Source organism: Chitinophaga sp., assembly GCF_036569125.1.
GTDB lineage: Bacteria > Bacteroidota > Bacteroidia > Chitinophagales > Chitinophagaceae > Chitinophaga.
In genome coordinates this window covers 1-11,587 of sequence record NZ_DATCRF010000325.1, presented here as the reverse complement: position 1 = coordinate 11,587, position 11,587 = coordinate 1, and the positions used below count along the sequence as shown (strand labels likewise).

Annotated in this window: 8 protein-coding genes; 1 reads left to right on the top strand and 7 read right to left on the bottom strand. The window is 48.7% G+C overall.

The genetic code is table 11. The features are described from left to right. Position 1 precedes the first annotated feature (1 nt). The 5 genes from VIM87_RS12130 to VIM87_RS12110 all read right to left on the bottom strand — a co-directional run bounded on the left by VIM87_RS12130 (position 2) and on the right by VIM87_RS12110 (position 6,268). Entirely contained in the window at positions 2–670 is a 669-nt protein-coding gene (locus VIM87_RS12130; RefSeq protein WP_331997247.1) for an HD domain-containing protein, read from the bottom strand. A gap of 787 nt (positions 671–1,457) precedes the next feature. Then, positions 1,458–2,051, bottom strand: a complete 594-nt coding sequence (locus tag VIM87_RS12125) for a bifunctional precorrin-2 dehydrogenase/sirohydrochlorin ferrochelatase (RefSeq protein WP_331997246.1) — start codon at positions 2,049–2,051, stop codon at positions 1,458–1,460. A 40-nt stretch (positions 2,052–2,091) separates the two neighbouring features. After that, positions 2,092–2,868: a uroporphyrinogen-III C-methyltransferase gene (gene cobA / locus VIM87_RS12120; protein WP_331997245.1), complete on the bottom strand. Its 777-nt coding sequence runs from the start codon at positions 2,866–2,868 to the stop codon at positions 2,092–2,094. A 154-nt stretch (positions 2,869–3,022) separates the two neighbouring features. Beyond that, on the bottom strand, positions 3,023–5,143 hold the full coding sequence (locus tag VIM87_RS12115) for a nitrite reductase (protein WP_331997244.1): 2,121 nt from the start codon (positions 5,141–5,143) through the stop codon (positions 3,023–3,025). A 288-nt stretch (positions 5,144–5,431) separates the two neighbouring features. Continuing rightward, positions 5,432–6,268, bottom strand: a complete 837-nt coding sequence (locus VIM87_RS12110; RefSeq protein ID WP_331997243.1) for a methylated-DNA--[protein]-cysteine S-methyltransferase — start codon at positions 6,266–6,268, stop codon at positions 5,432–5,434. A gap of 264 nt (positions 6,269–6,532) precedes the next feature. On the opposite strand from VIM87_RS12110, the gene hxpB reads away from it, so the two are divergent. Continuing rightward, positions 6,533–7,189 carry a hexitol phosphatase HxpB gene (gene hxpB, locus VIM87_RS12105; protein WP_331997242.1) on the top strand — a complete coding sequence of 219 codons (657 nt, stop codon included), beginning with the start codon at positions 6,533–6,535 and terminating at the stop codon, positions 7,187–7,189. A 208-nt stretch (positions 7,190–7,397) separates the two neighbouring features. Here hxpB and VIM87_RS12100 read toward each other — a convergent pair whose 3' ends face one another. Together VIM87_RS12100 and VIM87_RS12095 are read right to left on the bottom strand one after the other, a co-directional pair. Continuing rightward, positions 7,398–10,106: a family 78 glycoside hydrolase catalytic domain gene (locus VIM87_RS12100; protein ID WP_331997241.1), complete on the bottom strand. Its 2,709-nt coding sequence runs from the start codon at positions 10,104–10,106 to the stop codon at positions 7,398–7,400. 321 nt (positions 10,107–10,427) lie between these two features. Further along, positions 10,428–11,587 (bottom strand): S1 RNA-binding domain-containing protein (locus tag VIM87_RS12095; protein WP_331997240.1); only part of this gene is annotated, 1,160 nt, incomplete at its 5' end.

Genomic DNA, 11,587 nt, shown 5'->3' with positions numbered 1-11,587 from the left:
GCTACGCTACATCCACATCCCATTCCCGGTAAAACTGTTCCAGGAACTGCTCCATAAAACGGTGCCGCTCTTCTGCCATTTCTTTGGCCGTATTAGTGTTCATACGGTCTTTCAGCAGCAGCAGCTTTTCGTAAAAATGGTTGATGGTTGGCGCAAGGCTTTGTTTGTACTGTTCCTTGGTCATGGTCATGTTGGGCGTAACAGAAGGATCGTACATCGGACGGTTCTTAAAGCCGCCATAATTAAACGTACGTGCTATGCCAATAGCGCCCAAAGCATCCAGCCGGTCCGCATCCTGTACCACCGCCAGCTCCGGAGAACGGAAGTCCGGACGATGGTTCCCACCTTTGAAGGAGATGTTCTGAATAATGCTGACAACGTGATTGGTCACAGATTCCGGCGCATCAATAGACTGCAGGAACGTGCGCGCCTTTTCAGGCCCGACCGTTTCATCGCCGTTATGGAATTTGGAATCTGCAATGTCATGCAGCAGGGCTCCCAGCTCTACTACCAGCATATCTACGTTTTCTTTGGAACCAATATGCCTGGCCAGCTGCCAAACCCTTTGAATGTGCCACCAGTCGTGTCCGCCTTCTGCATGGGTCAACTCCTTCTTTACATAGGTTACGGTGGGGTTGATTAGTTGTGTCGATAAAGTTGTTTCAATCATACGCACTTAAAACTCTTGTTCACTATAAATATACTGAATATTAAGATGTGTTGAGCACCCATAACACGATAATAACACCTTTACCGGAGCCCCTTTCGGGCCCGGTAGAAGGTAAACTATAGGGAAGCGGGAATCCTGGTTGATAAATGGATCTGCGCGTAGCAATAACAATAATTTAATGGGGCAGACCGGGGTTTTGGCGCGGCATAAGGCGGAGCCTTTTTTCGCAACTAATAGGTTTCAAGGTAAAGATCTTAGATGGCCTTAGCTTACCTGGGGGCCCGTTAAGTCGAACCCCGCCTATGACCGCTACTATCTTGTTGCTGTAACAGCAATAAAAAGAATCTTAGAAAGAACAAAGGAGCAACGCCGGTAGCGTTGCTCCCGTCGGTTGGTTTTATGATCTTGTCTTTTGTGTAACCCAAATGAACGCATATTTCAGCATTACTGTGTGATAACATCCGTTCATTATTGTAGCATAAAAATAGAGAGATAAATTGAATTTTCATCTATTCTAACACCAAAACGATAACATATTTTTAATTATAATATAACATTAGAGCTGGCTATTGATTGAGATTTTATGCTCTAATAATATGATTATCAAACTTATAACTGTGAATAAGGCGCTATTCGACAAATAATCTCCTCAATTGCTCCGCAGCATAATAATCATATTACAATAATTTATATTTAAAATTCAGGCAGTAAACATCAACAATAGCGATCCCATATAGGGCAACCTACTGAGAAAGAGATCCGCAATAAAAGGGAGATTAAAGGAAGATCACTGTTCTTTTTCTTTTTCCTGCACCAGCACATCGGTGATCTTATTCAGCTGTTTTACCTTTTCGGTAAAATCGCCTTTCAGCCGGTCACGGATCACCTGCAGCTTGTTCAGCACTTCATCGAGAGTGTCGGGAATGGCCTCCTGTAATACCTGTTTCAGGCGTTTGGCCACTGTAGGGGATTTGCCATTGGTGGAAATGGCAATTTTGAGGTTTCCTTTCTGTACAATGGAGCCCAGGTAAAAATCGCAGAGCTCCGGAGTATCGGCTACATTAATGAGCACCTTGCTGCATTTGGCCTTTTCCCAAATGGTATAGTTCAGCTCTTTATCGTTCGTGGCGGCTATTACCAGGCTTTTGCCGATCATATCGCCACAGGAAAATTCTTTTTGAATAAGGGTAATGGTGTGATGTTTTTGCGCCAGCGCTTCTACTTCCGGTAAGAACCAGGTTGCCACTACGGTAATGTTGGCATCCGGGCAGTTCTGCAGCATGGCATTCAGTTTTTCATGGCCTATGTTGCCGCCGCCTACCACCAGGGTGTGCAGGCGGTTCAGCTTAAAGAATACGGGAAACAAATGGTTCTCTTCCATGACCTGAAGTTAATTCACTTTCACCTCACAATCGTTCACATTATACTGCCATTTTTAATTCAGCGGCCAGTTTTTCCTGCATGGCCTGGAACGCTTCGTGGAAGCGCACCACCTCTCCTACTATAATAATGGCGGGATTGCGCAGCTCGTGGCTGGCAGCTATGTGCGCAAGATCGTTCACGGTACCGGCGCCTATTTTCTGGTTAGGCAGGGTACCGTTCTGGATAATGGCGGCCGGTGTGCTGCCTTTACCCTGTGCGGTATATGCAGCGGCTATTTCAGCTACCTTGCTCATACCCATTAATATTACTACCGTTGTATTGGCCTGGATGGCAAATTCAAGATCGCGGGCAAGATTGCCGTTCTGTGTATTGCCGGTGATCACCCAAAAACCTTCGCTTACATTCCGTGCGGTCACGGGTATTTTGTTAATGCCCGGTACAGCTACTGCGCTGGAGATGCCCGGCACTATTTCCGTTTCAATACCAAACTGCTGCGCAAAGGCCATCTCTTCCTGGCCGCGGCCAAATACAAAGGAATCGCCGCCTTTCAGCCGTACCACGCTGCCAAAAGTAAGCGCGTACTTAACGATCATGCGGTTAATCTCATCCTGAGAATATACATGCATACCGGCGCGCTTGCCTACAAAACGTTTCAGGCAGTTGGCAGGCGCGTGTTCCAGCAGTTCATTATTAGACAGCGCATCGTAAAGGATCACTTTTGCCTGCTGTATCACTTTCAGGCCTTTTACGGTGATCAATTCCGGATCACCAGGCCCTGCACCTACGAGCGTTAATTTTGGAACTATTGGTTGCATACAATTCTCTTTAGATCAGTGGTAGTAGTGAGAAAAAAAATGTAAAATCTTAAATGTAAAATTTCAAATGTAAAAGTAAAACCGAGTACAGGCTTATGTTCACCGCATTTTTACTTTTACATTTATGATTTAAAATTTTACATTTTACATTCTTTTATGCGGTTACCGGAGCAGCGGCAGCAGCTGCTGCTTCGCGGTAGGCCTGTGTTTGTTTGTAAAAATCGGCTGCCTGCTGATAGTATTGTTTGGCAAAGCTTTCAGACGGTTCGTGCTCATTGATCTGCATTACCAGTGCTTTAAAACCACCTTCAATATTGATCTTACCGGTAGCTACGAAATGCTTATCAAAATCATTGATGATACCGTGCTGTGTGTTGCAGCTTACGCCTTCGCCCAGCAGCAGCGCTTTGGCGCCCTGTACAAAGGAGGAGTAAGTATGGTAAATACCATCTGCATACTGACCCACCGCCAGCGCATCAGCGCCCCAGCCGAGCTTTTCCTCTGCTTCAAACAGCAGGGTAGCTACCAGGTCTATCACCACGCCGGCGCACTCGCCTACTCCAATGGCCGTTGCATACTTTTCTTCATGACCCCAATCCACAAAATCTTCATCCTGCAGGGTAGTCAGGTCAGTTAAAGGTTTCAGCAGCTCGTAAAAATAACGATCGCCCTGGCGGTCGAAATAATCATTGAACAGCTCATCTTCCTGGCCATTTGCATCAAAATCATTCAGCAGGGCACGCAGTACATCGGGGCCGCGTTTGCTGGGCACCTTAATAACCTTATCGGCTACACGGCCTACGCCGTTACCCACAATACCGCCGCCTAACAATACCTGCAAAGCGGGTAATGTTTTGCCGCCGCTCTTTAAGGAGCTGCCGTGAAAACCAATGGCTGCTATACCGTGCTGGCCGCAGGAGTTCATGCAACCGCTGATCTTTATTTTAATATCCTTGTTGTATACCAGGTCAGGATACTCATCGTGGATCACCTGTTCCAGCTTGGCGGCAATACCGGTGCTGCTGCTGATACCCAGGTTACAGGTATCGGTACCGGGGCAGGCAGTGATGTCTGCAATGCTGTCAAAACCCGGCGCAGCAAAACCTACTGCTTCCAGCACGCTGAATACATAAGGCAAATGTGCAGGACGGATATATTTTAACAGCAAACCCTGGTTGGCAGTTACCCGCACATCGTTTGCTATAACGGGTTTCAGCGTTTTTATCAACTCACGGGCAGTGGCGGTGCCCATGTTACCCAGCGGTACGCGTATATAAGCGGCAAAAAAGCCTTTTTGTCTTTGCTCAAATACGTTGGTTGTTTTCCAGGCTTCGTATTGCTTGGGATCTTTGATGCTGTAGGCAGGCAGCGCGGCGTTCTCTTCCGGCAGCGCTACTGTTTCCTCGGTACCATCGATCACAAATGCCTGTGATTTCAGTGCTTTACGCTCTTCCTTCACCAGGCGGTCAAACTCTTCCCAACCTATTTTCTGGATCAGGAACTTCAGCCTTGCTTTGTGGCGGCTGGCCCTTTCACCATAACGGTCAAATACGCGCAGTACATTCTCGATATAAGGGATCAGCTGATCGGCTTCTAAAAATTCAAAAGCAGTGTGGGCCAGGTAAGGCTGTGCACCCAGGCCGCCGCCTACCATTACTTTAAAACCGCGTACCTCTTTACCATCTACCTGGCGCACTTTAGGGATCACTCCCACATCATGCATAAAAGCCCAGGCAGTATCCTTATCGCTGGAAGAAAAAGCGATCTTGAACTTACGGCCCATATCCTGGCAAATGGGGTTGCGCAGGAAGTAGCGGAAAGTAGCATCTGCATAAGGCGTTACATCAAACGGTTCATCCGGGTCAATACCGGCTTTATCAGAAGCAGTAACGTTACGTACAGTGTTACCGCAGGCTTCGCGTATGGTCACATCATCTTTTTCCAGCTGTGCCCACAGTTCCGGCGTTCTTTCCAGGCTCACGTAGTGGATCTGGATATCCTGGCGGGTAGTGAGGTGCAGGTTGCTGATGGAGTACTCGTCAGATACGTCACAGATCCGGGCCCACTGCTGCAGCGTCATTTTACCGTAGGGTAATTTGATGCGTATCATTTGTACACCGGGCTGGCGCTGGCCATAGATGCCGCGTGCCAGGCGCAGGCTGCGGAATTTTTCATCCGGGATCTGCCCTTCCCTGAACAATTTGATCTTTTTGTCCAGCTCTATGATATCCTTCTCTACAACGGGATTTTCCAGTTCTGTTCTGAAGCTTTGCATACTGATCTGATTTACGATTTAAGATTTTAGATTTACGATTTGTTGGCGGAGGATCGTAAACCTGGTATCTAAAATTAAAGCCTCCCTTATGCAGGAGGCTTTATATAAGTAATTGTAAAACAATACTTTTTTCTATCGTTATATAGCTATGCCTCCTCATATAGCCTATATTCCCATAATTTTAGTAGACTAATACAAAGATATACAGCCCGGTCAGATAAACAAAACTTTTCGGGGTGAAAAGCGGGCCATAAAGGATAACTATTAATTATGCGTAATAACTGCTGGTTATGGGTGGGAAGGCTCCATCTGCGCCATTTCCCAGCCAATGAGGGCTTTTTTGCGGGTGGCGCCCCAGTGGTACTGGCCGGGGATACCTTCGCGCCTGATAACGCGATGGCAGGGAATGAGCCAGGCCACCGGGTTTTGGCCAATGGCAGTACCTACGGCACGGGAGGCATCGGGGCTGCCGATGCTTTTAGCGATCTGCCGGTAGGTGGATACTGCTCCCGGTGGTATTTGCAGCAAGGCCTGCCACACCTTTACCTGGAAGTTGGTGCCCTGCACCAGCAGGTGCACCTTGCCGCCCGGCATGCCCCCTTCCGGGAAGATCTGCTGCATATAACCGGCGGTAAAGGCCTGGTGCGGCTCAATATTGGCAAAGGCCCAGCGTTGTTTCAGGTCCTGCAGGGCGGCTTCCTCCTGCCCTTCCTCTACAAAGCTTAACCCGCAGATCCCGCGTGGCGTAACTGCTATGAAACATTTGCCGAAAGGCGTATCATGATACCCGTACTGGATGGTAAGCCCTGCGCCGCTGTTGCGGAACTCGTTGGGCGTAACTGCCTCCATATTCACAAACAGGTCATATACCCGCGACTGGCTGGACAAGCCGGCCCATTCTGCCGCTTCTATGAGGTTGGAAGATGCCTGCAGCTTATCTTTCAGGTATGCGGTAGTTAAGTATTGCAGGAACTTTTTTGGGCTTACCCCGGCCCAGGCGGTGAACAGGCGCTGGAAATGGAAGGGACTCAGGTGCACCTGCGCGGCCACTTCGTCCAGGTCCGGCTGCTCCTTAAAGTTTACGGACAGGTAATCGATAGCGGTGGCAATCCGATCGTAATTCAATTTGTCTTGTATTTCCATTGTATTTGCATTTGTAATATCGCAAAAGTAGCTGAGATGGGAAGGGTGGGCAACCTGATAATTGCTGAATGTGCAGATATGCAGATGTGCAGATGATGAATGCATTAATGTGCTGATGTGCCGGGTGGGTTGCATAGTAAAATCGGCCCCGATGAGCATTATCCGCTGCATTTCATCTGCACATCTGCATATTTGCACATCTGCACATTTGTTTGTTTATCTTTGCGGCGCAAAAAGGCATAAAATATGGTTAATACGGTGATTTTTGATATGGATGGCTTGCTGATAGATTCTGAGCCATTATGGGGCAAGGCAATGCGGGAAGTATTTGCAACGGTAGGTGTGGAGCTGACCTCTGAGCTCACTTCCCAAACCACGGGTTTACGCACCGTAGAAGTAGTGGATTACTGGCACGACTATTTTCAATGGAACGGCAAAAGCCGGGAGCAGGTAACTACCGAGATCATTGATACTGTTATTTCTAAAATACTGGCCCAGGGCACTGCCATGGAGGGCCTGCATTATATACTGGATTATTTCCGCACCAAGGGCTTCAAGCTGGGGTTAGCATCTTCCTCTCCCCTGCGCCTGATCGATTCTGCGCTGGACCACCTGGAGATCAAACCTTATTTCAACGCCATCCGCTCTGCGGAATTTGAATCGCATGGCAAGCCTCACCCTGCAGTATACCTGGCCTGCGCAGAAGCGCTGGGCAGCCATCCCCTGCACTGCCTGGCGTTTGAAGATTCCGTTACCGGCATGATAGCTGCCAAAGCGGCCCGTATGAAAGTAGTGGTAGTACCTGAAGCGCACAACCGTAACGATAAACGTTATGCGCTGGCAGATCTGAAGCTGGATTCGCTGCTGGCTTTTGGAGATGCGGAATTAGCGCCGTTTGTTTAATTACGAATTGTCAATTACGATTCCGCAAAAAGCGGAACATGAATGCCTTTGAAATTAATTATGATTATGAATAATTGAATGCAGCGGATGATGAAATGTAATTGAATAAATGAAATACTATAATAAAAAAGTCCTGCATCATAAGGTGCAGGACTTTTTTTCTATGAAGTACTCAATTCGTAATTCGTAATTAACTAATTCGTAATTATTACAGCTGCGTGGTAAAACTGTAAGTACCGGAGCCTATCAGTTCCGGTTTTTTATTGCCCGGCATTATGATCCGGGCCCGGGTATTGGCGGGTATGGTTACTTCCAGCGCAAACTTTTTGCCTTCTTTATGCCAGGCTACCTGCACCGGGCCGTGTAATGTTTCAAAACCTGCTTTTACCCAGTCTATACCTGTTACCGGGATGGGCGCTATTTCCAGCATAGCAAAGCCTTTACTGTCCGGCGCCTGGCGTATGCCTGCCAGGCCGTTGTAAAACCATTCCATCAAATGCCCCAGCATCATGTGATTATTGGATACATAGCGCAGCGCAGGCCAGCTTTCTGTAAGCGCCGTGGCGCCGTGTTTCAGCTGGAAAGCATATCCCGGTACATCATCCCGCTTATTCATATCATACAGCAGCTGCGATGCGCCGCCATTGCTTAATACACTCACCAGGTAATGGTAGCCGATATCGCCTGCGGTTAATGCATAATTCCCTTTGCGAATGCTATCCTGCAGGTTGCTGAACACTTTTTTCCGGTAACGCTCCTCTACCAAACCGGTGTATAACGGCATGGCATAAGCCGTTTGGCTGCCAGTTGAATAAGTGCCGGTGGCCGGGTTAAAGAACTTTTTGTTAAACGCCTTCCGGATACTATCTGCCAGCGAGCGGTAGCGGTTCACATCTGCACGCTTGCCTAATGCCGCAGCTGTTTTAGCCATGGCATCTGCATCCTGGTAATAGATAGCCGTAGCCGTTAGTGCCAGCGGTGTTAGCTGTGCAATGCCCGGGTGTTTGGGTCCCATATCATACCAATCTCCCAGGCCGTAGTCCAGGATGTGGTTTTGAGCGCGGCTGCCCAGGTAATCTATATAACACTGCATCATGTTATATGCTCTTTCCAGCACCTGCTTATCGCCATACCAGGTATACAGGAACCAGGGTATTTGTATGCTGGCGCTGCCCCATTCCGGCGAATCGCGGAAGCCGCCGTCAAACTCCACATATTCCGGCGCAATGTCCGGCACCAGGCCATCGGGCAGCTGCGCATCCATCATGTCGTTCACTGTTTTGTTATAGAGGTTCAGCACATCATAATTATAACCTACACAGTTGCGCAGCAAATAGGTTTGTTCCAGCCAGCCCAGTTTTTCGCGGTGCGGGCAATCAGTTGCTACGCTGGCCAGGTTGCTTTTTATGCCCCAGTTAATGAGCGTGAATATGCGGTTGAACAAAGTATCGGAACAGCTGAAGCTGCCCACTGTTGGCGCGCTGTTGCGGGTATGCAAAAAGATAATATCCTGTAGTTGCGCGGAATCACCGTCTTTGTAAGTAGCGGCAGGCTCCGCACCTTCTACCATGGCGTAGCGCAGGCCGTAATAGGAAAAGCGGGGCGTCCATTCCTCTGTGCCTTCACCTTTAAGGGTATACGAAAAATAATAAGGCGATCCGCTGGCTTTCTGGTAAGGAAGATGTTCATCGTCCAGCAATTCAGCGGGCGTAATACGTACTACCGCGCCCTTTTTCCCTTTTACTTTTATGCGGACGATGCCGGAAGCATTTTGCCCGAAATCCACCACGTACCTGCCCGGCCGCGGGGTATATGTTCTTTGTACTGTAAAGCTATCCATTACCTGCAGGGGGTACTCGCGCTGGGCGCGCATTTCGCCACCCGGGCTTTGTACGGGTAAGGCGGCCTTCCAGGCAGCGTCTTTAAACCCGGCACGGCACCAACCCTGCTGCTCTAATGTAGCGTCATAACTTTCACCGCCGTAAATGCTGGTGAAGGTAATCGGCGAGGGCGCTGTTTTCCAGCTGTTATCGGTCACTATTTCTGTGCTGGTGCCATCGGTATAACGGATCACCAGCTTCGCCCGCAGCATGGGATAACCTTGTGCTATTACCAGCTTGCGGTAGCGCTCGCGATTAACGTTAAAGAAACCATTGCCGACTATAGCGCCTATTACATTTTCCTCCGGCTTTAATTGCGCTGTTACATCAAAGCTGTTATACAGGCATACCTTGTTGTAGTTGGTCCAGCCGGGAGTAAGGAAATCATTGCCTACCTTATTGCCGTTCAGGTACAGCTCATACTGCCCTAAGCCGCTTACAAATACCAGTGCCTGCTGCACCTGTTTCTGCACCAGGAAGGATTTGCGCAGGCAGGGCACAACGGGGCGCTGCAGGCCTTTGCTACCCAGGTTATTCCCGCTGCCATGCACACCTGGGTATATTTTACTGCTATCCGGCAGGTTCTCATAAGCTATCCATTGCGCTTTATCCCATTCCTGCGGCTGCATAATGCCGGTAGTAAAAATACCGGTGGCAGTGGCCGGGCCTCCCTTATTGGTCCATACCTCTACCTTCCAGTAGCAGCTGGTAGCGCTTTGCAAAGGCTTGCCGGCATAAGGTATAAAGCTGCTTTGTGCAGATGGGATCTTACCCGAATCCCACAGGTCGGGCGTGCCGGCCAGCAGGGTTTCAGATGTTGCAACCAGCAGGCGGTAATGCGTTTGCTGCACATCCCTGCCTATAGATTCCAGCTGCCAGCTGAATACAGGCTGCGCTACATCAATACCTACCGGCGATTGCCGGGCTTCACAACGCAGATCTTTTACATTTACTACAGCCAGGGATTGTGCGTGTGTTTGCAGCTGTACCAGTAAGCACAGCGCAAAGCATATACGGGAAAAATGTTGTTGTATCATAGTTGCTGCGATAGTTTCAGGGCAATTGCGGGTGAACGGTTGATTACCTATAACGTAGAAATTTAAACAATAATGCGTGGAATTGCCGCTTATGAAAATAGGGCGTGGTTTCAGCAGGGGCATCCTGTGGTGTCCTAGTGAGATAGTTGGCAGTGGGCAGTGGGCAGTTGGCGGTTAGCGGTTGGCAGTTAGCAGTTAGTAGTTAGCAGTTAGCAATAGTTGCGGAGGATTGGAGAGGATGGGGAGCGATAGATGTTTATAAATAAAAATCCCCCGACGTAAAGCCGGGGGATTGTATGTGAGCTTAAAAGCTTGTCGTAATTATTCGCCTTTCTTCTCTTCGCCGCCTTCGTTCTGCTTCAGCTTTTCTCTCAGTTCGGCCAGTGCACCCAGATCGCCCAGGGTAGCTTTTTCTACCTTGCTCTGAATGTTCTTCACTGCCTTACGGGTTTTGTCAGCATCTGCTCTCTTCTCTTTGGCAACGGCTTCTTTCTCTTCTGCTTTAGCGGCTTCCCAAACGCGGGTGTGAGATACCAGGATACGTTTTTCGCTGCGATCGAATTCGATGATCTGGAATTCTTTCACATCTTCCACGTTGATGGGTTTCTCATCTTCCGTGCGCAGGTGACGGGCAGGAGCGTAAGCTTCCAGGCCGTATTGCAGCTGTACAGTTGCACCTTTCTCATCTTTCTTCACTACGGTACCTTCATGGTGAGAACCAATCGGGAAGATAGTTTCAAAAGTGTTCCAGGGATCTTCCTCGATCTGTTTGTGACCCAGGCTCAGCTTACGGTTATCCTTATCAATACCCAGGATCACTACTTCGATTTCGTTACCTACTTTCGTGTACTCACTCGGGTGATTGAAACGTTTGATCCAGCTCAGGTCAGAGATGTGGATCATACCACCGATACCGGTTTCCAGCTCTACGAACACGCCATAAGGAGTGATGTTCTTCACGATACCTTTGTGACGGCTTTCCAGCGGGAATTTAGTTTCGATAGTAGCCCATGGATCTTCTGTGAGCTGTTTAATAGACAGGCTCATTTTGCGCTCGTCCTTGCTCAGCGTTACTACCACTGCTTCGTACTCTTCGCCTAATTTGAAGAATTCTTTAGCATTGATAGGCGTAGAAGCCCAGGAGATCTCAGATACGTGCACCAGGCCTTCTACACCAGGCAGAATTTCCAGGAATGCGCCGTAATCTTCGATGTTCACCACTTTACCTTTCACTTTAGCACCTTCGGTGATGTGTGCGGGTAAAGTATCCCACGGATGCGGGGTCAGCTGTTTGTAACCTAAGCTAATACGTTTCTTCTCGTCGTCGAAGTCCAATACCACCACATTGATCTTCTGATCCATCTGGAGTACTTCGCTTGGGTGAGAGATACGGCCCCAGCTGATGTCTGTGATGTACAGTAAGCCATCGAGACCACCCAGGTCGATGAAAGCACCGAAGTCTGTGATGTTCTTGATAGTAC

Excerpts from the sequence above, each read along its gene's own strand:
- VIM87_RS12130 (WP_331997247.1), bottom strand. The coding sequence starts at position 670 with ATGATTGAAACAACTTTATCGACACAACTAATCAACCCCACCGTAACC.
- VIM87_RS12125 (WP_331997246.1), bottom strand. The coding sequence starts at position 2,051 with ATGGAAGAGAACCATTTGTTTCCCGTATTCTTTAAGCTGAACCGCCTG.
- cobA (WP_331997245.1), bottom strand. The coding sequence starts at position 2,868 with ATGCAACCAATAGTTCCAAAATTAACGCTCGTAGGTGCAGGGCCTGGT.
- VIM87_RS12115 (WP_331997244.1), bottom strand. The coding sequence starts at position 5,143 with ATGCAAAGCTTCAGAACAGAACTGGAAAATCCCGTTGTAGAGAAGGAT.
- hxpB (WP_331997242.1), top strand. The coding sequence starts at position 6,533 with ATGGTTAATACGGTGATTTTTGATATGGATGGCTTGCTGATAGATTCT.
- VIM87_RS12100 (WP_331997241.1), bottom strand. The coding sequence starts at position 10,106 with ATGATACAACAACATTTTTCCCGTATATGCTTTGCGCTGTGCTTACTG.